At 60.6% G+C, this 22813-nt stretch carries 18 protein-coding genes; 12 read left to right on the forward strand and 6 right to left on the reverse strand.

The window, feature by feature from the left end; all coding sequences use genetic code 11:
• Positions 1-4 precede the first annotated feature (4 nt).
• Positions 5-211, reverse strand: a complete 207-nt coding sequence (locus tag F561_RS0115610) for a hypothetical protein (protein ID WP_019010899.1) — start codon at positions 209-211, stop codon at positions 5-7.
• Between the two features lie 217 nt (positions 212-428).
• Here F561_RS0115610 and F561_RS0115615 point away from each other — a divergent pair, with 217 nt between their 5' ends.
• Together F561_RS0115615 and F561_RS0115620 are read left to right on the forward strand one after the other, a co-directional pair.
• Positions 429-2126, forward strand: a complete 1698-nt coding sequence (locus tag F561_RS0115615) for an FAD-dependent oxidoreductase (protein ID WP_019010900.1) — start codon at positions 429-431, stop codon at positions 2124-2126.
• Between the two features lie 144 nt (positions 2127-2270).
• Positions 2271-5771 (forward strand): EAL domain-containing protein, encoded by a 3501-nt coding sequence (locus F561_RS0115620; protein WP_083922476.1) that lies wholly within the window; start codon positions 2271-2273, stop codon positions 5769-5771.
• Between the two features lie 40 nt (positions 5772-5811).
• Here F561_RS0115620 and F561_RS25650 read toward each other — a convergent pair whose 3' ends face one another.
• The 3 genes from F561_RS25650 to F561_RS25655 form a co-directional block, all read right to left on the reverse strand.
• The gene (locus F561_RS25650) at positions 5812-6390 is read right to left on the reverse strand and encodes a YsnF/AvaK domain-containing protein (protein ID WP_019010902.1); all 579 of its coding nucleotides are present in this window, start codon (positions 6388-6390) and stop codon (positions 5812-5814) included.
• A 155-nt stretch (positions 6391-6545) separates the two neighbouring features.
• Entirely contained in the window at positions 6546-7400 is an 855-nt protein-coding gene (locus tag F561_RS0115630) for a PRC and DUF2382 domain-containing protein (RefSeq protein WP_026298965.1), read from the reverse strand.
• Positions 7401-7915: 515 nt separating this feature from the next.
• Complete coding sequence (locus F561_RS25655; RefSeq protein ID WP_019010904.1) at positions 7916-8776, reverse strand: hypothetical protein; 861 nt, start codon at positions 8774-8776, stop codon at positions 7916-7918.
• Positions 8777-9327: 551 nt separating this feature from the next.
• Between F561_RS25655 and F561_RS28935 the strand changes: the two genes are divergently transcribed.
• The 3 genes from F561_RS28935 (at position 9328) to F561_RS0115650 (ending at position 13086) form a co-directional block, all read left to right on the forward strand.
• On the forward strand, positions 9328-9492 hold the full coding sequence (locus F561_RS28935; RefSeq protein ID WP_019010905.1) for a hypothetical protein: 165 nt from the start codon (positions 9328-9330) through the stop codon (positions 9490-9492).
• 531 nt (positions 9493-10023) lie between these two features.
• Positions 10024-11496, forward strand: coding sequence for a replication initiator protein A (locus F561_RS0115645; protein WP_019010906.1), 1473 nt, complete (start codon positions 10024-10026; stop codon positions 11494-11496).
• Between the two features lie 276 nt (positions 11497-11772).
• Complete coding sequence (locus F561_RS0115650; RefSeq protein WP_083922478.1) at positions 11773-13086, forward strand: diguanylate cyclase domain-containing protein; 1314 nt, start codon at positions 11773-11775, stop codon at positions 13084-13086.
• 9 nt (positions 13087-13095) lie between these two features.
• Here the strand turns inward: F561_RS0115650 and F561_RS0115655 are convergent, their stop codons facing one another.
• Both F561_RS0115655 and F561_RS0115660 read right to left on the reverse strand, forming a co-directional pair.
• Positions 13096-13731 carry a response regulator gene (locus F561_RS0115655; protein WP_019010908.1) on the reverse strand — a complete coding sequence of 212 codons (636 nt, stop codon included), beginning with the start codon at positions 13729-13731 and terminating at the stop codon, positions 13096-13098.
• Positions 13728-15299, reverse strand: coding sequence for a sensor histidine kinase (locus tag F561_RS0115660; RefSeq protein WP_245556546.1), 1572 nt, complete (start codon positions 15297-15299; stop codon positions 13728-13730). Before F561_RS0115660 ends, F561_RS0115655 begins: the two co-directional genes overlap by 4 nt.
• Before the next feature lie 212 nt (positions 15300-15511).
• On the opposite strand from F561_RS0115660, the gene kdpF reads away from it, so the two are divergent.
• From kdpF to F561_RS0115700, 7 genes are all read left to right on the forward strand, one after another.
• Positions 15512-15601, forward strand: coding sequence for a K(+)-transporting ATPase subunit F (gene kdpF / locus F561_RS27945; protein WP_019010910.1), 90 nt, complete (start codon positions 15512-15514; stop codon positions 15599-15601).
• Positions 15602-15688: 87 nt separating this feature from the next.
• Positions 15689-17383, forward strand: coding sequence for a potassium-transporting ATPase subunit KdpA (gene kdpA / locus F561_RS0115675; protein ID WP_019010911.1), 1695 nt, complete (start codon positions 15689-15691; stop codon positions 17381-17383).
• A complete protein-coding gene (gene kdpB, locus F561_RS0115680; RefSeq protein ID WP_019010912.1) occupies positions 17380-19449 on the forward strand; it encodes a potassium-transporting ATPase subunit KdpB in 2070 nt (689 codons plus the stop codon). The genes kdpA and kdpB overlap by 4 nt, the downstream gene beginning before the upstream one ends.
• 56 nt (positions 19450-19505) lie before the next feature.
• Positions 19506-20117: a potassium-transporting ATPase subunit KdpC gene (gene kdpC, locus F561_RS0115685; protein ID WP_019010913.1), complete on the forward strand. Its 612-nt coding sequence runs from the start codon at positions 19506-19508 to the stop codon at positions 20115-20117.
• Between the two features lie 7 nt (positions 20118-20124).
• The gene (locus F561_RS0115690) at positions 20125-21228 is read left to right on the forward strand and encodes a universal stress protein (RefSeq protein ID WP_019010914.1); all 1104 of its coding nucleotides are present in this window, start codon (positions 20125-20127) and stop codon (positions 21226-21228) included.
• A 104-nt stretch (positions 21229-21332) separates the two neighbouring features.
• Entirely contained in the window at positions 21333-21935 is a 603-nt protein-coding gene (locus tag F561_RS0115695; RefSeq protein ID WP_019010915.1) for a DUF2231 domain-containing protein, read from the forward strand.
• Positions 21936-22005: 70 nt separating this feature from the next.
• Positions 22006-22680: a TapB family protein gene (locus tag F561_RS0115700; protein WP_157451924.1), complete on the forward strand. Its 675-nt coding sequence runs from the start codon at positions 22006-22008 to the stop codon at positions 22678-22680.
• Positions 22681-22813 lie beyond the last annotated feature (133 nt).

The following is a 22813-nucleotide window of genomic DNA, read 5'->3' on the forward strand; positions in this document are numbered from 1 at the left end:
ACTCCTAAACTTCAGCTCCGCCAAGGTTGCTGACCTGTACCTGTTCGCTGTCTTCCTGCTGCACCAGTGCAGGAATAGCCAGCGCAGCCAGGATGAGAGCGGCGGCGGCTGTCACGGCCATGGCCCAGATATTGCCCGTAAACAACAGGAGCAGTGTCAGCACGCTGAGCACACTGGAGCTTCCCATCAGCAGCGAGAGGACAGAGATCATGCTCTGAGTGTGCCGGATGACCGTCACCGCTGCATGACGCTCTCATAAAGTTGGTCTTTGGCGGTCCTTCGGCTGACCTGAAGAGTACGGGGGGATCATCTGAGTGAGTGGGGGCATATGGCAGGTGCAGGCGCGGGGCTGCCAGAATAGAGAGCGAACCACCGACGCCTCTCTGTGTCCCTCGCCTTTCATCATTCACTGCCCTCAAGGACTCCGGTTGATCACTCCAGAAGACCTCCACCAACTCGCTTTTTTTGCCGACCTCGACCCAGCCGGGCGCGAGGAATTGGCGCTGGCTGCCGCCGACGTCTACCTGAACGCGGGTGACTGGTTGATTCAGGAAGGCGACTCGGCAGCATTTTTTGTGCTTCTAGAAGGACAACTGGAAGTCCTCAAGGAAACCGCCGGAACAGAGCATGTGATCAACACATATGCACCGGGCGAGGCCTTTGGAGAAGTGCCGTTGTTGCTGGGATCTGGGGCGGTCGCCAGCCTCCGGGCACAGGAAAGATCGCGGGTCATGCGGCTGGAAGCGCCCGATTTTCATGCGCTGATGGCCCGTTCGGACGCGGTGGCGTCGCGGGTGCTGAGGAACATGACGCGGCGGGTAGGCGACCTGCAACGGCTGGCCGTAGAAACGCCGCAGGCTGTGACCCTGCTGATCGGCAGCCGCGCCGAACCTGACTGCTCTGGGTTACGCGATTTTCTGGCCCGTAATCAGGTTCCGTTTCGTTGGCTCGATCCTGAAGAACCTGCCCTGGCCGCGCTGATTCCGCCGGAAGTGATCCAACTGCCTCAGCCTGTGGTGATCCTGCCAGGGGCAGAAGTGCTGACGCGTCCCAGCATGCGCGAAGTGGCCGTCCGGGTGGGCCTACAAGTTGATCCGGAGCGCTCTGAATATGACGTGGTGATTCTGGGCGGTGGTACGGCAGGACTGGCAGCAGCGGTGTACAGCGCGTCCGAGGGATTGTGTACGCTGCTGGTAGAAAAGCACGCCCCCGGCGGTCAGGCTGGAACATCCTCGCGCATCGAAAACTATCTGGGTTTCCCCACAGGCCTGTCGGGAGACGATCTCAGCGCCCGCGCACTGCGTCAGGCCCGGCGATTCGGGGCCGAAGTGGTGACCACCCGCGAGGCGATGTCAGTCACGCCCAGCCCCACGCCGGGAAGGGGATTCCATGTGGTCACGCTGGACGGTATTGAGGGAACGGGAGGCGAAGGGAAGTGGGGCGAACGCATTCAGGCCCGCACCGTCATCGTGTCTACCGGAGTGGAGTGGCGGCCCCTGCCTCTGCCCAACGCCAGGGAACTGAGTGGGCGCGGCGTGTGGTACGGAGCGGCCCGTACCGAGGCGTCCGGCATGCGGGGCAAGGACGTATACCTGATCGGTGGCGGCAATTCCGCCGGACAGGCCGCCATGCACTTCTCGGGCTATGCCGAGCGTGTCAGCCTGCTGATCCGTGGCCCGAGCCTGGAAGCGGGCATGTCGCAGTACCTGATAGATCAGTTGGCGGGCAAGGCCAATGTGCGGGTGTGCCTGAACTGCGAAGTGACAGCCCTTCATGGTGACGGCCACCTCACGGGTCTGACCGTCCGGCACCGGCCTCCCCACGCACTCCCCACCGAAGAACAGATCGCCACCAACGCCCTGTTCGTGTTTATCGGGGCTGATGCCCGTACCGACTGGCTGCCTGAAGCCCTGTGCCGCGATGAACGCGGCTATATCCTGACTGGCAGCGCCGTTTCCGCAGACCACTGGCCCCTGACGCGGGATCCACTGCTGCTCGAAACCAGCGTACCGGGTATCTTCGCGGCGGGCGACGTGCGCCACGGCTCTATCAAGCGGGTGGCGTCGGGCGTGGGTGAGGGCAGCATGTCGGTGGCCCTGATTCACCACTATCTGGGGCAGCAGTAGACAGTAGAAGAGAATGTTGACCCGGACGGGCCAACGTGAAGTCGTGCCTCCTCCCACGAGCGTCAGATCAGCCCGACATGAGGAAAGGACAAGGAGTCAGAAACGCGAGGAAAGTCATGGCCGAGGTCGCCCGAGCATGCCAGCATGCATGATCTTGACCAACTTCGGAACTCTCCTTTGAACCAGCGTGACAACCATATTCTGGAGGCGATGACCGATGGGTACGTCGCTCTGGACCGTGAGTGGTGCTTTACCTACGTGAACCGGGTTATTGCCGAAGCCACAGGCAAAACACCCGATCAGCTGGTGGGCCGCCGTCTGTTCGACGAGTTTCCGGAAACCTGGGCGCTGCTTGAACGCCACAGTACAGCCATCCAGAGTGGCGAGGCTGTGTCGTTCGATACCGAATATCCGCCGCTGAACGTGCATGTCCATGTCCAGACCTTCCCGACCCCAGAAGGAGTCGAAATCTTTTTTCAGGACGTGACTTCATTACGCCGCGCCCGCCGCAACGCCTCACGGCTGCTGAATCTGACAGAAGCGCTCAATGCCGCAACCCATCTGGATCAGGTATTGAACACTGTACTTCAGCACTTGCAGGAAGAAACCTACGGGGTATTGGTGGCCCTACACGATCCGGAAGAAGACGTGCTGAAGGTACGGTACGCCGTCAATTTCGATCCGGCAGGGGTGGAACCCTATCTGCGGATTCACGTCAACGCCGACGTTCCTCTGGCCGAAACGTTCCGGACTGGGCAGTTGATGGTCATGAGCCGCGCGGAATGTGAGGCCCGCTATCCAGCCCTGCAGATCGACGCACATACCCAGGAAGTCGTGGTGTTGCCTCTCCGGAGCAGTGGACGGGTACTGGGCAGCATGACCCTGAGCATGAAACAGCCCTGGGCCGTGGACCTGCTGACCCGCAGCCAGCTGACGGTGGTGGCCGCGCAGTGTGCCAGCGCTATAGAACGCGCTCAACTGTTCGAGGAAGCGAGGCGCAACGAGGGCCGTTACCGCACGTTACTGGAAACGACGCACGCGGTGATCTGGGAGGTGGATGCGCAGTTCAGGGTCACCCGGCCCCTGAGAACCTGGGAATATTTTACGGGCCAACTGTTCCAGCAGCACCGGGATTTCGGATACCTGCAGGCGGTTCACCCGGACGACCGGGAAGCCGCGAGTACAGAACTCCAGGCAAAAACTGCCCTGGGTCAATCCTTTCAGATGCGCCTGCGGCTGCAACACCGGAACGGCGAATTCCGGGCCACCGAGGTGCAGTGCGTCCCTGTGCATGATGAGGCGGGGAAGGTCTGCGGCTGGGTCGGTGCAATTCGGGACGTCTCTGAGCAGGAGCGCCAGCAACGCTGGGAAAGCGGTGCACGGCAGTTGCTGACAAAATTGGGGCAGGCCACCGAAGCGCAGAGCGTGTACCGCGACACCCTGAAAGCAGTGGCCGATATCGCCGGAACCCCATACGCAGTGCTGGCTGGCCCACTGGAGTCGGTGGGCATGTTCCGGGTTCTGCACGCCGAGCAGATCCCCGAACATATCTTGAATCAGGTACGCCAGTTTCAGGCCATGCCGGAGTCGGCCATCGGGCGGGCACTTTCTTACGGCCTTCCCTTCTGGCTTCAGGATGAACTGACCGATCAGGCCTTGCCAGATATCCACGCGATGGCCGATCGGAACCTCCTCGCACAGGCGGGGCCTGTATTGATGGTGCCGCTGAACCACGAGCATCAGCTGACGGCGCTGATCGCGCTGAATTTTACGGGTTATCCAGAACCGAGCGAAGACGTTCTGGCCCATCTGCGCTGGCTTCAGCCTCAGCTGGCTCCTGCCCTGCAACGCGCACAACTGCTCAGGACGCTGGAACGCAGCGAGAGGCAGGCCCAGACCATTTTGCGGGCGCTGGACGAAGGCGTGCTGCTATTCGATGCCGATGGGCGGGTGGTGGCCGCCAACCCCACTGCCCGTCAACTGAGCGGACTGGGCGGAGGGGCCGAGGAAGACCAATGCGGCGAGATCGTTCCGTTTCCACTGGCCTTCGACAAGAGTTGGGGCCTGCGCGACCCGGCAGGCCAGCTTCTTCCAGTCAGCGCCTACCCGGCGGCCCAGGCCATCTCATCAGGCAAGACCGTTCGCGACTCGGTGGTGGAATTCGTGCGGCCAGATGGACGGGCGATCCTGGTGTCTATCAACGCTGTACCTCTGGTCGAAGACGGCGTGTTCCGGGGCGCAGTCGTATCGTTTGCCGATGTCACCGAGGCTTACCGGATGCGCCAGCAACTGGAACGGCAGGCCCATGAAGATGAACTGACCGGCCTGCCCAACCGCCGGGTCTTCAACTGGTCGCTGGAACAGTTGGCGAGGGAGCCACAGACCAAAACAGCTGTTCTGCTCCTGGATATAGACCAGTTCAAGGCCGTGAACGACACCTTTGGACATCATGTCGGGGACGCCCTACTTCAGGCAGTGGCGCGGCGGCTGATCAAGGTTTGCGAGGGTCGGGGCACAGTGATCCGGCTGGCAGGCGATGAATTCGGGGTTTTATTGCCCATCTCCAGCCCCGCAGAGGCAGACGCGATGGCAAATCTGCTGATAGACCGGCTGCGCGAAACATTGACGGTGGCCGACATGGAATTTCATATCAGCATCTGTGTGGGCATCTGCATCAGCTCAGACGAGGGCGGAACGGCCAGCGAACTGTACCGCCAGGTCGATCTGGCGCTGCATGAGGCCAAACGCAATGGACCGGGCCGCTGGTGTCAGTTTACCCCCGGTCTGTCGGCAACCCAGCAGCGGCGGGTACAACTGGAACGGCGTCTGCGGGCGGCCCTCCACACCCGAACGCCGCATACCCAACTGCCCCACAGCGAGGGGCTCAGCGTGCACTACCAACCTATTATGGAGTTGGCTGGTCGGCAGGCTGTGGCCTTTGAGGCTCTGGCCCGCTGGAACGATGCCGAACTGGGTTGGGTCAGCCCACTGGAATTCATCCGTGTGGCCGAGGAGAGCGGCCTGATTCACGAGTTGGGTGCGATGGTCCTGCACTGCGCCCTCAGCCAGGGCCGGGCCTGGGCAGAAGCGTGGCATAAACCCGTATCCGTCAGTGTCAATGTCAGCTCGACCCAGCTGATGCGCTGCGATTTCCTGGAACAGGTCACAGGCATACTGGAAGCGACAGGGGCGGCGGCCTCCTCACTCATTCTGGAGATCACCGAGGCTGTGGTCATTCAGGACGTAGAACTGGTCAACAGCCGCCTGCAAGCCCTGCGGGATATTGGTATCCGGGTAGCGCTCGACGATTTCGGCACAGGCTTCTCAAGTCTGGCCGTGCTGGGTACCCTGCCCATTGATGTCCTGAAAGTCGACCGACTTTTTGTCAAAGGTGTGGCACAGAATGCCCGGCGTCAGGCGCTTCTGGCCGCCGTCATTCTGCTCGGCCACCGCCTGGGAATCACGGTGGTGGCCGAGGGTGTCGAAGAAACCTCCGAACTGGAAGTTCTTCAGATTCTGGGTTGTACTCATGTTCAGGGCTATCTTTTCGCCCGGCCTCTGCCTGCAGCGCAGATTTCAGGCCCAGCACACCTCAATTTGACCAAGCCAGTCGCCTTCCAACATACCCGGACCAACGAAGCCTGAGCCTGCCCTGAGATGAAGTCCATCCGGCTGAAGGTGTTGTTCAGACCGAGTCGGAAGGAGCGGGAGCAGAGGCATCAATCTGGCTACTTTCATGTGCCAATCCCAGAGGATCTATCACTTCCAGCACCTCGCGCCGGAGCGAGATCGTCTGGCTCTGATCCACGACCCGGCTCTCTTTCCAGATCTGTACGTCCAGCGCCGGAAACACTTCCTTCTGGACGGTGGCATGTTCCTCAAATAGCAGCACTTCATGGGTACGCCCTGGTTCCAGTGCCACACCGTCAATCATGACCTCACCTGCACCCGGCGCAATCGTAATTTCGAGTTTTTCGGTTCGCAGCATTACGGGCAGCAGTTCTTGCCGCTCGGTGACGACCTTATTGATAGTCACCGAGCCGTAGACTTCGCGCACCACATCTACACGGGCACGTTCTTCATGCAGCGTGAGATGGTTCAGGTGAACTCTGGAAGACTGCTGCGCCTGCGCCGAAAGGGTCAACGCTTCCGATGACTCGTTGACTCCCGCGCCCACGGAAGTGGTCAGAGACGGAATGGATGAGGTGGAGACAGAAGTGTCTTCCGGCGTTACAGACGGCGTAGGATCGCGTGAATCGGTCATGGGAATCCTCACAGGACGAATCAGGAGAGCGCCCAAGAGCAGCGCAATGGAGAGGCGAACGAAATCGAAACGAACAAAACCGGAGCAGGGCGGATGTGCTTCCACGCTGCTCCGGTTTGCGTTCACTGGTCTAGAACATGTCCAAGTGAATCATTTCAGATCTTGCGGTTGGTGGTGTTCGTTTCGGTCGTGGTCGTGCTGCCCTCGTCAACACGGACTTCGCCCGTCTTGGTCACGTCCAGCACCTCGCGGCCTACGGTTTCGGTAACAACTTGGCTATCAGTGACAGTGCGCTTACCTACTTCGATCTCTTCCACCACGTAGGCTTCTTTGCCCACATTGGCGCGTTCGGCTTCCAAATCTACGCGCATGGTGGTCTGGCCCTCGCCCAATACAGCTCCGGTCACAGCCTGTCCATCGGTCACAGTATGACGCTCAATGATCACTTCTTCGCGTTCCAGCGCCACATTCACCTGCTGCTCGCGGGTTTCCACGTGCTTACCAATCTCAACGCTGCCTGCTTGGAAGCGGTCTTTGTTCACGACCAGACGCTCCTCCAGCAGTTGGAGACGCTCGGGAGTACGGTAGGCGGTCTCCTTGTATGCGGCGCGTGCGGTTTCGTCCACGGTAGAGGTCTTATCGGCCCCCAGCAGCACACGCTCGTCGGACTCGTAAGATTCGGTGGCGTACATCTCGCTGGAGCTGTATTCACCCAGGTCACGGGCCTGATCACGGGTCAGGTTGTCGAAGTACACACCGTCATCGGTAATTCGGGCGTGGCCGACTGGAATCAGCACCTCTTTGGAAGAGAACCAGCCACCCACATCGGTGATCAGGTAGCGCAGTTTGCCACTGGAAGGATCAACGAGGGCGTCACGGATGGTGCCGATCTTCTCACCGTTGGTGCCGTATGCGACGCTGCCGTTGGGCAAGTACACGCCTTCGCCGGTCAGAGCGTCGCCGTGAGTGCGGGTCAATTCAGAAAGAAGAGCAAGTTGGGGCTGTGTCATGGGAAAACCTCCGCTAAGGGGAAAGTGAGATAAACGTAGTCCTGAACATCCGGTCTTACACAAAAACCATCGTTCCCTGTGTTGAATCCGTCTGTCAGGGTCAGGAGCAAGTTTATGCAGAGCAAGCTCTCTCGCTGCTGAGTGTTTTCTCAATGTCTACAAGGTTTGTCTTGGGGTAGAGTTTAGGTCAAGCTGATAAAATCTATAAAAACAGCTATGACGTCATCTCTACCAAACATCGGATGAGTTTTCCGACGGTCTCATTTAATGCTCAAGCACGCACTCTTAGATCATCTCTTCTTAATCCCAGCCAATAATAACTCGCACTCATCCATTCAATAGATTTCTGTGATTTCAAGACAAATATCTGTCAAATGCAATCTATTTGCTGTTGTTTTGAAGAAAACCCCAGAAATTGGTTTGTGAACAAAACCGACTCGATATGAAACACTCCCTCCCCACGCTCTAGGTCAGTGGGGAGGGAGTGTCATGAATCTTTTAAACAGACCAGGATTTTAACGTCCAGTTCGGCCCAACAGGTCTACCAGACGGTCTACCTGTGATTTCTGAGCAGCCTCCAGGGCAGCCACAGCTTCTTTTTGCAGAGCCTTCCATGCTTCCAGCGTGCGGGCGGAGGTGTGCATCACAGCGGCACTGACCGTAAAGTGCAATCCCGGCGAGCGGCGCATACTGGCTTCTACAGCCTCGCCGCGTGCACCCAGCACCGCACCCAGGATGCCCTTTTCTTCTGCTCTACGCTGAAGTTCCCGGCGCAAAGCCCGGTCTTTGATGCGTTCTACAACTTCCCAGGCGGCGTCCTGAACCAGATCGCGACCTAAAGCGGCGCGAAAGGCCTCAACCCACAGATCATCCCCCCGCCGCCCCGTCCTGAAATGCAACCCGCCCGTATGCACTGTCCAGTGACTTTCAAAATCGCGGCCATCTTCAACGAGCACGCGAATCTGACGGGTTCCGGCCTCAAGCGTAAAGCGGTGGCCCTCAGGCAACACGGGCCAACTGCTCAGGCCATCGGCATCCAATGCCTGCATGGTGGCGTAGGCAGAGGCCAGCACTTCAGGCCCGTCTTGTGCACCACCAACCCGCGCTCCATCGGCATACAGTCCCAACAGACCGCCTTCCTCCAGCCGGACTTCATGTTGTATATGCCGCAATCCCAGGCCCCACGCTTCATGGGCCCGCGTCAGGGCGGCGCTGAGTTCAGCTGTGTTGGCAGCCTCCCGCGCATCAAGATTGAGGTCAGGCAGAGCAGTACGAAGCAGGGCCTGCAGGGCCATCCGCGATCCGGCTTCGGCATCCTGGGCCACCTGTGCGGTGTCTGGGGCGGCTGTTTTCTTGATCTTGCTGGCTTGCGTCACGGTTATCCTCCGGGCATGTTCTGGTGGGTGAGGTGACCCTCAATTGTAATGGCTAGGTGTCTTGTGGAGCGGAATCGAATGTTGGCGTGCGGTCAGTGTACCGAGAAGCGTAAAGGCTCTCCTGGTGTTTCACTCCCGCCAGCACAGGTTTATTCTATCCTATTTATGCGACTAAAAACAGAAGTCTTGTCCCCAATATGTTCATAACAGATTTTGATCGGAGTTGCTCTACCTGTTGTGGATAGACAAACAGGAACAGCTAACGAACTTGAGACATGGACCTTGGGTGTGCTCCCGTCCTTCTCAATCACAGCTGATTTTGATTAGGGCCATATACATACCCAGATTACGGAGACGATGCAAACAAGATCTGTCGTCAAATAACCCACAGCCTCACCAAAATCTAATCAGATGCTCATTTTTTTGCCCGTATCCGGATCCAAAATTGGGACGCCTCTACAAGGCACGAGAAGGCCATTGATAGGGTATCTGCAGACTTGGGGGGCGGCAAACTACCCAGAGGCATGTTCCTGAGGCTGTGATGAGCTTCTATGCCTATTCAGATCTGGCAGGTTGCCAGGGAAATGACATTTAAGACGAAATCAGCCCAAAAATGGCAGGAAGTCAAGCTTGGCATTCCGACCCCGAATTCAAATTTTTTCAGGGTCGCCTTGATGTTGATTCTTTTAGAGCTTTTAAAAGATTTAAAAGATTGATGATCATCATCAGGGGGCGGAAGCAGTTTCCCACAAACACGACGTTTTTCGCGTTTATCGCCTGAGTAGACCGGTACTTTTTCGGCAAACCGCCTGAGTAGACCGGTACTTTTTAGCCCCAATCGCCTGAGTAGACCGGTACTTTTTCAGCAAACCGCCTGAGTAGACCGATAGTGCTCAGACTCAAACCGCCTGAGTAGACCGGTACTTTTTCAGCAAACCGCCTGAGTAGACCGATAGTGCTCAGACTCAAACCGCCTGAGTAGACCGGTACTTTTTCAGCAAACCGCCTGAGTAGACCGGTAGTCGCAACTCAAACCGCCTGAGTAGACCGGTAGTGGGTATCAGCACCCAAAAATGAATCTTTAGTGGCGCTGATACGTCATTTTTGCCGATTAAAGCGAATTATGTTCACAGCTAATCGCCTGAGTAGACCGGTAGTGTCTCTCCTCAAACCGCCTGAGTTGTCCGGTATCGCGTATGAGGAGGCAGGCGCGTATCATGAGGACAGTTTTGAGGAGGGAAGTAGGAGTGACGACCACCAAACGACAGGCCAACAACCGGTTGTCAAAGCTCCCTCCTTCCCTCCCGCAGGAAGTTCGGCGCATTGATGAGGCCAACGTCGGTCGGCTCGGACTGATCAGCATTCAGGAGCGTATCCCTGAAAGTTTTACTTCCTGGACAGTGGATTTTGAGGTGGATGGCCGCCCCGCCCGCCTCAGTTGCGACGCAGTGCCCAAATACGGCGGCGTGCCACACGGTCTGGACGGAGACGTGGCAACTGCGCTGATGGATCTGTATGTGGAGAGCGGTTGCCCCGAGGACGGTGTGCTGCATACCACCGCATATCAGATCTTGAAAAGAGCGGGATTGGGAGATTCGGGCCGCTATTACCAGAATCTGCGTCAGACCCTGTTCCGGCTCAGAACAGCAACCTACAGTGCGTCCGAGGCGTGGCGAGACCACCGCCAACGTAAATGGACGACTGTCACCTTCAATTACATAGAGGCGCTGGAATTCACCAGCCCTGACGGCGAACTTGGTCTCAGCCGCACCAGTACGCTGAAACTGCGTTTGGCTGAATCTATCGTCCGTTCTATTCGGGCGCAGTACACCAAACCACTGGATCTGGAGTTTCTGACCAGTCTGGATCGTCCTCTGACCCGCGCCCTGTACCGCCTGCTCGATGCTCGCCGCTATCCACCGGAGGACCCGCGTGAACGTCTGCCGTCCTATACGGTCAATTTGATTGCCTGGGCCGATGCCTGCAAGATAGTGGATCAGCGCAGCAATAAAATCAGGGCCACTTTGCAGGGCGCACACGAAGAATTGATCGAGCGCGGATATCTGGCCGACGTGGCCTACGACGGGCGTGGGCAGAAGCAGGAAATCACCTACCTGTTCGCTGACACTGGCCCTGAACCCGAACCGCTGACGCCGCCCTCCGCCTTGCTGCAAGACCTGCTGAATTACCGTGTGGCCCTGTCTGTGTCGGAGCGTTTGCTGCACGAATACGGCGATGAACATGTGGCTGCACGCTTGGCCCGTTTTCAGCGCCTATTGGAGCAGGGGTATAAGGCCCGCAACGTGTCTGCCCTACTCGTAGATGTCATTCGCGATACGGAAGGCAAGTATGACGAGAAGGAAAAGTTGGTTGAGGCGGTGGCCCCGTCTGCAGTAGGCAAGACCAGTTCACGTGCTCGCCCCAGCCGTCCCAGTGACCCTGCACCGCTGCTTTTGCCGGTAGCTGAAGAAGACCCTCACCAGAATGCTTCGCTGGAGGAGCGGGTAGACGCGGCCATGAAAACAGTGCAATTTTTATTGCGCGAACGCCTGAGCGTGACAGAGTACGCCCGGCTGAGGATGCATCTGATTGTTGGCAATCCCGACCCACAAGTGTTGGGACGCCGTGCCCTGAAAGCCAAGATGGAAGGCCAGTTGGACATGTTGGCAACAGAATTGTTGGCTGTGCTGCATCAGGGGATAATTCCCGCTGATAAGTAAGCTTGCACGTCCCTCTTGTATGCAACCCACTCATTGCATTTGCTGGAACACTCTTCCAGTAAGGATGCTGTCAAAGCAATAATGGATTTTGCATACAAAACTGATCAGATGCTCAGTCTGTACTGATTTAGACGACCTAAAGGTCATAGACCGGAGAGTCTGTGCAGTTCATCATATACGGATCGTGGCCAATGTGTCAGAGAATGTCTGCTTTTACTTTCAGGCTGAGCTTCAGCCGTCGAAAGAAGTGTGGAATGAATGTAGGGCGTGTGCCAAATGAGCGTAACGGAATGGGCTGAGGTCATCATTCGGGCTTGCCTGGCAAGTGACGCTCTGTTGGGCCTCGCACTCGCTGGGTTTGCTCCACGACTCAGGCCGGGTGCGCCAGACCGGGTGACCCAGATGGTTCGTCTGACTGCACTGGTCGCGGCGCTGTGGGCGGCTTGTTTGGCCCTGGCCTGGCCGCCCTCGCTGCCCGTATATCACCTGGCAGCCAGCATCACTGGGTTGATATCGCTGGTCATGGTGCTGGTACTGATTCGCCTTTTATTGCGCCTGCCGCCTGTTCTGACTGCTGAAGAATCGGTGCGGGATTTGCTGACGGGTGCTCTGAGTCGGTCGGGACTTCTTCAGGCTTACCAGCAATTGCCCGCAGGGACGCCGGTTTCGGTTGCGCTGATCGACGTGAACGGCCTGAAAATGATGAATGACGTGCAGGGGCATAACACGGGTGACCTGTTTTTACACAGTATCGCTCAGGCCCTCACGGCAGCCCTGCCTGCGGGCAGTCTGATCGGACGTTGGGGAGGAGATGAGTTTGTCACGCTGACTCCGCACGCCTCGACTGGAGAAGTGATGGAGACCCTCCGACTCGCGCTACGGGAGACACCGGGAGCACGGCCCGGCCTTCCGGCATTCGCTTTTGGGTTGACCGAAACCTGGACGCCCGAACCACTCGAGCGGCCCATCGCGGTGGCGGACGAGCGGATGTACACCCTCAAGCAGCGCCAGCGAGAGGTGCAGGTGACGCAGGGGGGCACCTTGCCAGAGTCGCTGGAAGAGTATGCCCGCCAACTCGATCTGCTTTCCAGCCCGGAAGAATTGTTGCCGCTGGGCCTATCCCTGTCGTTGCGGTTGGTGGGGTTCGAGGCTGCGGCGTACTACGAGCGCGTCAACGGCAGTTTCCGACTGTTGTATTTTTCTGGGAATCCTGAGTTGTACGACGTTCACGATCAGGTGCTCACCCATCTGGACAGTGGCAGGGGCACCGCAGGCGAGTCGGTGAGGTCCCGGCGAACGACCTGGAGCGCCGATTATCAGAACGATCCGCGTGGGGTGCTCGAATGGAAACAGGCGGGGCTAAAAAGTGTATTGACCACCCCGGTGTACGATGCCAGCCGCCTGATCGGAATTCTCTGCCTGACCAGTTTCAATACCTGGCACTCGGTCACGCCGCAGCGCCGTTACCTGCTGGAAAGCCTGGCCCAGCGCATTGGCTACGCGCTGGAACGGACACGGATGGACGACTCTGAGAAGCACCATCAGACAGATGAACAGGGACATCAGGCCGATGAACGGGGCCAGGTATAGATCGGGGCGCTACAACAGCCCGCGCCGCAGCGCCTTGACTGCCGCCTGAGTCCGGTCTGCCGCCTGCAATTTCACCAGGAGATCCTGCACATGCAGTTTGACGGTACTCACGCTGACGCCGAGGCGCAGGGCAATGTCTTTATTGGACATTCCATCGGCAATCAACCTCAAAACGTCCATCTCGCGAGCGGTGAGGGGTGAGGCCGTATCAGGGGCACGGATGCCGCCCAGAACGTGGTGGGCCACCTGCGGATCGAGGTAGGCGCTTCCGGCGGCGGCGGCGCGGATGGCCAGCAGCAACAGATCAGACTGGGCACTTTTGAGGCAATAGGCATCGGCACCACCGGCCAGCGCCGCAAACACTTCGTCGCGCAGGTCGTGGGCTGTCAGCATGACCACGCGCACAGCGGGCCAACCCCGTTTGATCTCGGTGCAGGTCTGAATTCCGTCTATGCCGGGCAGTCCGATATCGACCACAGCGACATCCACCTCATGCCGCGCCAACACTTCCAGCCCTTCCTCGCCGCTGCGGGCCTCGGCGGTCACGCGCAGGTCGGTTTCCAGATTGATGGCTGCCCGCAGGCCGTCTCGGGTAAAGGCATGATCCTCGATCAACAGAATTCGGGTCGGTGAGGCGAAGGTCATAGGCGCTCCGGGGTGCTGGTGGGAAGTTCAGTGGGGAGGGTCAGGATAAAGGTGCTCTGGGCGCGGGCGGTGCGGGCGTAGGTCACGTTTCCGCCGTGGGCCTGTGCAATCCGGCGGGTGAGATACAGCCCCAGCCCTGTGCCGCTGCCTGCGCCCCCTCCCCGGAACCGTTGAAACAATGAGGCGATGCGGGCGGCGCTGACACCGGGGCCGTCATCCTGCACGGTCAGGACAGCCTCGTCGGCGTCGGTTCTCAGGGTCACGCGCACGGTGCCGCCGGGTGGACTGAATTTGACGGCATTGTCGATCAGATTTTGTACGGCGCGGCGCAGATCGTGGGGGCGGCCCTGCACCCGCACGCCGCTGAGGTGCGGTTCCAGCGTGATGCTGCGTGCATCGGCCCGCGCCTGAAGCTGAGACAACACGCCCAGGGTCATATCCCGCAAATTTACGTCGCCGGAAGGGTCTTCGGGTTCGCCGCCCTCGACCTTGGCGACGGCCAGGAGCTGATCGGCCAGCGCCAGCAGGGTTGCATTCGCCTCCAGGCCGTTGCGAAGGGTGGCGCGGTAAGCCTCCGGCAGCGGGCCGTATGCGCCGCGCAGGGCCGTTTCCATACTCATGGCATTGGCGATCAGAGGCGTTCTGAGGTCGTGCGAAAAAGCGTAGACCAGATCGCGCAGCACCTCGCCGCGTTCGGCCAACTGAGCGCGTTGCAGGCGCAGTTCGTCCAGCAGCCCGGTTCGGTCCAGAAGCGGCTGAAGCGTGCCTACCGCCTGCGCGATTTCTCCCGGCAGGGCGGTGGGGCGCTCCATGATGATCAGCAGGTCTCCCCCACCCTCGGCGGCGGGGCGGCGAGACAGCCGGGCCAACACCAGATCGCCGCCCTGCGCCGCCCACACGTTATTTTGTACGCTGGCTGCTGGGCTGGGTGGGCGCGTCAACACGTCTAAAGGCAACCGGGTATTCAGGCGTGACAGCTCCCTGGGGGCGCTCTCCTGTGCTGTCGCCGCTGCGTCTGTGGTGCGGGCATAGGGTTCGCGCAGGATGGCCCGGTCTACCGCGCCGATTTCTACGCTCCGCGCTCCGGTCAGGGCTTGCAAGGCCGCCGTTGCACGGCTTACGAATTCGGCCTCGCCCAGCGGCCCGCTCACACTTTCGACCAGCGTTCTGAGGCTGCGTTCAAAGGTCAGGCGGCGTTCCTCTTCGGCCAATCGGGCGGCGCGGGCGCTGGCTTCTCGGGCACGCAGGGTCAACAGGCCCACCAGCAGCACGGTCAGAATGCTCACGGTGCGGTTCACAGCATCGAAGGTCGTGATGCCGTCGCGCCCGGCGTTCAGGCCGCCCGCCAGCAGGTTCGCGCCCACGCTAAAAGCCAGCAGCGCCAGCGTGGTGCGTTGCGAGGTGCCCAGCGCGGCCAAAGCCACAGGCGCACTCAGCAGCGTTCCCAGCACCCACTGGGTAGGCGTCAGAATGTCGGCGGCAGTGATCAGGCCCAGCAGAGTCCAGGCCAGCGCCGCTGCGGTACGTTCTCCGGGCACCGCAAACCGGGGAGGCAGGGCCGAATTCACGCTGTCCAGTCTAGTGCCTGTGGGCGCAGCAGAATCTTCAGATAGAGGGGGCGTGGTTTCAGGCACAGCGGATTCAGAGATAGAGGATTCGGGCATCAGGGCTTTTTCCAGCACAGCCTCAGCCTAGAGCGGGCGCAGGCCGGGCCGATTGGTCAGGTGGCCTACGGGGGTAGCCACAAGCAGAATGTCGCGCCGCCCGGAAGGGGCCGACCATGCTGCTCATGGACGTTTTTCTGCTGCTCCTCGTGCTGGCGCTGGTCGCCTATCTGCTGTACGCCCTCATTCGTGCTGAGAGGTTTTAGCTGTGGGTCTTCTGATCGGCCTCCTGATCCTGCTCGCGCTCTTCGGGGTGCTGGCCGCCGCCCTCTTGCTTCCCGAGAAGCTCTGAGATGGACATTTTCCTGACCTACGCGCTGGCTTTTGCGCTGGCTGTGCCGCTGGGCACGCTGATTGCGCGGGTGTTTTCTGCGCCCGCTTCGCGCCTCACCTCCCGCCTGCTGCGCCTGACCGGGGTGGACGCCTCCCGCCCGATGAACTGGCGGCAGTACGGCGCGGCCCTGCTGGGCACGAATGCCCTGATCGGCGTGGTCGCCTTCCTGCTGTACGCGCTGCAAGGCGGCCTGCCCCTCAATCCCGATGGAATTCCTAACCTGCGCTGGGATACGGCGCTGCACACCGCCGCCAGCTTCATCACCAATACCAACCAGCAGCACTACAGCGGGCAAAGTGGCCTGAGCTACCTGTCGCAGATGCTGGGCATCACGGCGCTGCAATTCATCACCCCGGCGGTGGGCATGGCGGCCCTGTTTGCCGTACTGCGCGGCCTGAAGGGTGAATCCAATGTGGGCAACTACTTTCTGGACGTGACGCGGGCCATCGGGCTGCTGATTCCGGCGTCGTTCGTGCTGGCCCTGCTGCTCACCTCTCAGGGCGTGCCCAGCACCTTCGGCGGCGCAACAACGGCCACTCTGCTGGAGTCGCAGATGGTGGAAAGCGAAGCGGTGTCCACCCAGATCATCCCGGTTGGCCCGGTGGCCGCGATGGTCGCCATCAAGCAACTGGGCACCAACGGCGGCGGCTGGTACGGCCCCAACAGCTCTGTGCCGCTGGAAAACCCCACGCCGCTCAGCAACCTGTTTCAGATGGTCGGCATCATCGTGTTTCCCGTCGCGCTGGTCTTTGCTGCGGGCCTGTTTCTGCGCCGCCGCCGATTCGGGGTGGCGCTGATCGGCGTGATGAGCGTGATGTCGGCGGCCCTGACGCTGGGCGCGGTGCTGAGTGAGCGGCAACCCAACGCGGCCCTTGCCGGACTGGCCGCAGTGGGCGGCAACCTGGAGGGCAAAGAAGTGAGATTCGGTCCCGACGCCACTGCCCTCTGGGGAGCCATCACCACCCAGACCAGCAACGGCAGCGTGAACGGGATGCTGGACAGCTTCAACCCGTTGGGCGGGCTGGTGCCTCAGCTCGGCATGTTCCTGAACGATGTGTACGGCGGCATCGGCGTGGGCCTGATCAACATGCTGGTGTTCGTGATCCTGACCGTGTTTATCGCGGGCCTGATGGTGGGCCGCACGCCCGAACTGTTTGGCCGCAAAATCGAAACCCGCGAGATCAAGCTGGCCTCGCTGATTATTTTGCTTCAGCCCTTGCTGGTGCTGGGTTTTACCGCTGCGGCGCTGGCTTTTTCCACCGTCACGGCCAATTCCAACCCCGGTTTTCACGGGTTGTCGCAGGTGCTGTACGAATACAACAGCGCCTATGCCAACAACGGCAGCGGCTTCGAGGGTCTGGGCGACAACACGCCGTGGTGGAACGTGACCTGCGCCGTGGTGCTGATTCTGGCCCGGTTTCTGCCCATTCTTGGCCCGTTGGCGATTGCCGGATATCTGGCCCAGAAGAAGGCCGCGCCCGAAACCAGCGGCACCCTGCGCGTGGATACGCCCGTATTTGCCGGAATGCTGCTGAGCGTGATGCTGCTGCTGCAACTGCTGAACTTTGCGCCTGCGCTGGTGCTGGGGCCGGTGGCCGAGCAACTCAGCCTGAACACTCCCCCCGCTGTTTCCTCTACTGGAGCCATCAAATGACCGTTCTCCCCAACACTCCGGCCCCCACGCCTGCCCCAGCTCCGGCTAAGAAATCTCTGTTTGCTCCCGAACAGGTGCGCGGCGCTCTGCGTGCCAGCGTGACCAAACTCGATCCGCGCTCTCAGGCCCGCAATCCGGTCATGTTTGTCGTGCTGGTCGGCTCGGCGCTGACGCTTTACCTCACGGTTGCCAACGTTGCCACGGGCAAAAGCTGGGGCTACGAGGCCGCCATCACTGTGTTGCTGCTGCTGACCGTGCTGTTTGCCAACTTTGCCGAAGGGCTAGCCGAGGCACGCGGCAAGGCGCAGGCCGCCAGTTTGCGGGCCGCTCGCGAGGACACCCCCGCCCGCCGCTTGGTTGGCGGAACCCTGACAGGCACAGAAGAAACCGTGCCCAGCACCCGCCTGACCCGTGGAGACCTGATCGTGATCGAGGCGGGCGAAATCGTGGCCGGAGACGGTGAGATCATAGAAGGATTAGCCAGCGTGGACGAGAGCGCGATTACCGGGGAAAGTGCCCCCGTGATCCGTGAGGCCGGAACCGATCACAGCGGCGTCACGGGCGGTACGCGGGTCCTGTCTGACCGCATCGTCGTGCGCGTGACCAGCCAGCCGGGGGAATCTTTTCTAGACCGCATGATCGCGCTGGTGGAGGGAGCCAGCCGCCAGAAAACCCCCAACGAACTGGCGCTGAGTATCCTGCTGGCGGCCCTGACCCTGATTTTTCTGCTGGTGGTCGCCACGCTGCCGCTGATGTCGCGTTTTGTGGGCGTGGAAGTCAACGTGGTCACGCTGGTGGCGCTGCTGGTGTGCCTGATTCCCACCACCATCGGCGGTCTGCTTCCGGCCATCGGGATCGCGGGGATGGACAGGGCGCTGCAGGCCAACGTGATCGCCAAAAGCGGCAAGGCCGTGGAAGTGGCGGGCGACGTGGATATTCTGCTGCTCGACAAGACCGGAACCATCACCATCGGAGATCGCCTGGCCACCCGGTTTGCGCCGCTGCCCGGAGTGACAGAAGCAGAGCTGGCCCACGCCGCCGCCCTGTCTTCTCTGTCCGACCCAACGCCCGAAGGCAAAAGCATTGTGGCGTTGGCTGCCGCTCAGGGCATCGCGCCTACAACTCCCGCAAACGCCGAATGGATAGAATTTTCGGCCCAGACCCGCATGAGCGGCGTGGACGCAGGCGGCCTGAGCATTCGCAAGGGCGCAGGCAGCGCCGTTTCCCGGCTGGTAGGCAAGCGTGGGGGCCACATTCCCCCCGAACTTCAGAGCATGGTGGATGAGGTTTCACGCGGGGGAAGTACGCCGTTGGTGGTGCTGAGCGGCACGCAGATTCTGGGCGTGGTGGCCCTGTCGGATATCGTGAAACCGGGCATGCGCGAGCGATTCGAGCAGTTGCGGTGCATGGGCCTGAGAACGGTGATGATCACGGGCGACAACCCCCTGACCGCCGAAGCAATTGCCCGTGAAGCTGGCGTGGACGGCTTTCTGGCCGAGGCCACCCCCGAAGACAAGATGCGGATGATCAAGGAAGAACAGGCGGCGGGCAAGCTGGTTGCCATGATGGGCGACGGCACCAACGACGCGCCCGCGCTGGCTCAGGCCGATGTGGGGCTGGCGATGCAGAGCGGCACGCAGGCGGCCAAGGAAGCGGCCAACATGATCGATCTGGATTCCGACCCCACCAAGCTGATCGAGGTTGTGGAAATCGGTAAGGGTTTGCTGATGACTCGCGGCGCACTGACCACATTTTCGATTGCCAACGATGTCGCCAAGTATTTTGCGATTCTGCCCGCCCTGTTCGCGGCCCAGTTGCCCGCGCTGGCTCCGCTGAACGTGATGGGCCTCAGCAGCCCGCAGAGCGCCATTCTCAGCGCCGTGATTTTCAACGCCCTCGTCATTCCGGCCCTGATTCCGATTGCCCTGCGCGGCGTGCGCTACACCCCCGGCAGCGCCGATGCCCTGCTGACGCGCAACCTGCTGGTGTACGGACTGGGCGGCATCGTGATTCCGTTTATCGGCATCAAAATCATCGACCTGTTGCTGGGTGTGATCGGCGTTTAGGCCACTCCAGGCTCTCCCCCAAACTCTTTGTTGCACGAACTCCAAGGACTGACCTCATGACGACTTCTGATCAAACCCAATCCGCCGAAACTCCTTCCCTTCCCCAACCCGGCCCCGGCTCCTGGCTACGTTTTTCCCTGTTCTGGCTGGTGGCATGCGGGCTGGCCTATCCGGTGGTCACGACCCTGACAGCGGGTGCGCTGTTTCCGGCGCAGGCCAATGGCAGCCTGATCACGCGGGGCGGCCAGGTCGTCGGCTCGGCACTCATCGGGCAGACTTTTACAGGTGACAGGTACTTCATTGGCCGTCCGAGTGCGGCGGGTGCGGGCTACGATCCCGTCAACGCCTCGGGCAGCAATCTGGCCCCCAGCAATCCGGCCCTGCGGGAGCGTGTGGCGGCCACTTCTGCCGAAATCGCGGCGCGGGAAGGCGTGCCCGCCAGCCGGATTCCCGCCGATCTGGTCACGGCCAGCGGGGGCGGCCTCGACCCTCATATCTCGCCCGCTGGGGCGGCGGTGCAGGTGGCCCGGATAGCGCGGGTGCGCGGCCTCCCTGAAGAACGGGTGCGCGAATTGATCGCGGCCAACACCCAGGCGGGCGTGCTGGGTCTGGGGCAACCCGGTGTGAATGTGCTGCGGCTGAATTTGGCGCTGGACGCTGGACAATAGGGGCCGGATGACGCAGGAGCACACGCCCGAACGCCTGACCCTGCGCCGTGCCGAAGCCTTGGCCCCGAGGCGCGGGATTCACAAGATTTTTGTGGGCATGGCGGCGGGCGTGGGCAAAACCTACCGCGCCCTGAGTGAACTGCGCGAACGGCTGGAACGCGGTGAAGACGCCCTGATCGGGGTACTGGAAACCCACGGACGGGCCGGAACCATCGCGGCGGCAGAGGGGCTGCCTGTTTTTCTGCGCCGTGAAGTGGTGCGCGGCTCTGTGATCCTGACCGAACTGGATGTGGACGGCCTGTTGGTTCGCCGTCCCTTCGTGGTGCTGATCGACGAACTGGCCCACACCAACGCCCCCGGCAGCCCCCACGACAAGCGCTGGCAGGACGTCAATACACTGCTGGACGCCGGAATTCATGTGCTCTCGACCATGAATGTGCAGCATCTGGAAAGCCTGAACGACACGGTCGCCCGCCTGACGGGGGTGCGGGTGCGCGAACGGGTGCCTGATCATGTGCTCAGTGAAGCTGACGAACTCGTGCTGATCGACCTGACGCCCGATGATCTGCGTGCCCGCCTGAGGGCCGGAAAGGTGTACGGCCCAGAAAAAGTTGAGCAGGCGCTGGGCAATTTTTTTACAGGGCCGAACCTGACCGCCCTGCGTGAAATCGCGCTGCGGCAGGTGGCGAACGTCGTAGAACTCGGCGCTCCGGAGGGGCAACCGGGCGTGCAGGAAATCGTGGTGGTGGCGGTGGCCGCCGAAGAAACTGCCGCCCGCCTGATTCGCCGGGGTGGGCAGTTGGCGGCCCGCCTGCACGCCGATCTGCATGTGGTCACGGTTCGTCCTGCCCGCCTCAGCCGCTCGCAATCGCAATTGCTGGACACCTTCCGGGCCATCACACACGCGCTGGGGGGCCAATTCGAGGTGCTCTCCCCTGCGGGCAACGTGGCCCAAACCCTGATCCGCTACCTGGAATCGGTGCACGCCACACAGATCGTCATGGGCGAAACCAGCCGCAGCCGCTGGGCCGAATTCCTTCGCGGCGACCTCATCAAAACCGTATTGCGAGAGACCAAGAATGTGGATGTGTACGTGATTACGCGGGAGTAGGCCGACGCCTGCGCTTCAGGGATGAAGTCCAGTGCAAGTCCGGCTCATGCGGGGGCAAAGTGCAGGCGCGTAGGGTGAGGTCGGTTCATTCCACAGGAGGCGTTATGACGGCTCAACCCTTTGCCCAGCATGACTTCCGACACCGCGATTCTCAGATCAATGACCTCTTGGAAGACGCCCTGAGTCAGCACGACACCCTTGAAGCTGTGGCCGACGAATTCCAGCGTCAGCTTCAGAGGGTGGAGGGGGCGTTGCCGCCCGCGCTGGTTGCCGCTTTGCACGGTCAACCGCTGGGCCATCCTCTGCATCCGATTCTGGTTCATTTGCCGTTGGGTGGCTGGCTGGTTGCGGGCATCCTGGATTTCTATCCGGGCCACAAGAGCGCCGATACCGAACACGCCGCTGATCTGGCCCTGCTTCTGGGCACTGTCGGAGCTGTGGGAGCCATCGCCTCAGGCTGGACAGATTGGGCCAACACTCGCGGCGAGGCAAAACGCACGGGCTTCATTCACGGGGCACTCAACGAAACCGCCTTCTTTCTGAACGGCGCGTCGTTGCTGGCCCGCCGCAGAGGGCGCAGAGGCTTGGGCAAAGTGCTGTCGGGCACGGCCTTGGCGCTGGCCTTGGGCGGGGGCTTTCTGGGCGGGCAACTGGTTTACCGCCACGGCCTCGGCGTGGGCAGAACGCTGGCAACGCCGCAGGGCTAAAGTAGGCCCGGCGATCTGTGCTGGTGGCTCTGCATTTCCCAAATCACGCACGGGTCATTTAAGCTGGGGTATGACCCTGTTGCCTGCTGCTGGATTGGCCCGCGTCCGAAGCTCCGCGCTCTGGTTGGGGATGTTGAGTTGGTCTGGATTGGCGGGGGCCGTCGCCTGCGACACACAGTCTTATCTTGCCAGCGGAACGGCCACCTATCAGATGGTCAGTCCGGCGGGGAAGTCTACGGTGGTAAACAAGGCTGTCGTCAAAGGTAGCAGCGTTCAAGTGACCTCCACCAGCAACGGAAAGAGCACCACCGTTGTCTGGAACTGCACGGCCAAAGGAATGACGGTCAATCTGCCTACAGGTGAGGCGAAAGCCAGTTTCGACATTGGCTTTTTGCCGCCGTCCAGTGCATGGAAAGTGGGCTATAACTGGACTTCTACGGGCAAGATTTCGGGAATGGCAGGCATGACCATCACCACCACCACCCAGAGCCGAATTACCGCCAGCGAGCGCGTTACGACACCTGCGGGCACCTTCAATACTCTGCGCGTCGAGAGCACGACGGCGAGCAAGATGCAGCTTCCCAGCGGAACCAAATTGCCTCCGGGCATGGACGCGGCAGCTCTTGCGGGAGCCATAAACAGCCCCAGCAAAAGTACCTCTTGGTATGCCAGAGGTGTGGGCACGGTCAAGACCACGATGCCCGACAACAAATTTACGATGACGCTGATCAAATTTGTTCGTTAGGTATTTGAGATTGCTTGTCCTATACGCAGTCCAGACCATTTTCCAGAGTTGCTCGTCACGTGACGAGCAACTCTGTTCATCTGACACTGTGACGGTCGCATCTGACTGAATAAGGCACCCATTGAATAACTCT

Source organism: Deinococcus aquatilis DSM 23025, assembly GCF_000378445.1.
Classification (GTDB): Bacteria; Deinococcota; Deinococci; order Deinococcales; family Deinococcaceae; genus Deinococcus; species Deinococcus aquatilis.

Bases quoted from the DNA above. Each gene is read 5' to 3' on its own strand.
- kdpA (WP_019010911.1), top strand. From the start codon at position 15,689: ATGGACATTTTCCTGACCTACGCGCTGGCTTTTGCGCTGGCTGTGCCG.
- F561_RS28935 (WP_019010905.1), top strand. From the start codon at position 9,328: ATGCCTATTCAGATCTGGCAGGTTGCCAGGGAAATGACATTTAAGACG.
- F561_RS0115620 (WP_083922476.1), top strand. From the start codon at position 2,271: ATGCATGATCTTGACCAACTTCGGAACTCTCCTTTGAACCAGCGTGAC.
- kdpB (WP_019010912.1), top strand. From the start codon at position 17,380: ATGACCGTTCTCCCCAACACTCCGGCCCCCACGCCTGCCCCAGCTCCG.
- F561_RS0115650 (WP_083922478.1), top strand. From the start codon at position 11,773: ATGAGCGTAACGGAATGGGCTGAGGTCATCATTCGGGCTTGCCTGGCA.
- F561_RS0115655 (WP_019010908.1), bottom strand. From the start codon at position 13,731: ATGACCTTCGCCTCACCGACCCGAATTCTGTTGATCGAGGATCATGCC.
- F561_RS0115690 (WP_019010914.1), top strand. From the start codon at position 20,125: ATGACGCAGGAGCACACGCCCGAACGCCTGACCCTGCGCCGTGCCGAA.
- F561_RS25650 (WP_019010902.1), bottom strand. From the start codon at position 6,390: ATGACCGATTCACGCGATCCTACGCCGTCTGTAACGCCGGAAGACACT.
- F561_RS0115630 (WP_026298965.1), bottom strand. From the start codon at position 7,400: ATGACACAGCCCCAACTTGCTCTTCTTTCTGAATTGACCCGCACTCAC.
- F561_RS0115695 (WP_019010915.1), top strand. From the start codon at position 21,333: ATGACGGCTCAACCCTTTGCCCAGCATGACTTCCGACACCGCGATTCT.
- F561_RS0115610 (WP_019010899.1), bottom strand. From the start codon at position 211: ATGATCTCTGTCCTCTCGCTGCTGATGGGAAGCTCCAGTGTGCTCAGC.
- kdpC (WP_019010913.1), top strand. From the start codon at position 19,506: ATGACGACTTCTGATCAAACCCAATCCGCCGAAACTCCTTCCCTTCCC.
- kdpF (WP_019010910.1), top strand. From the start codon at position 15,512: ATGCTGCTCATGGACGTTTTTCTGCTGCTCCTCGTGCTGGCGCTGGTC.
- F561_RS0115700 (WP_157451924.1), top strand. From the start codon at position 22,006: ATGACCCTGTTGCCTGCTGCTGGATTGGCCCGCGTCCGAAGCTCCGCG.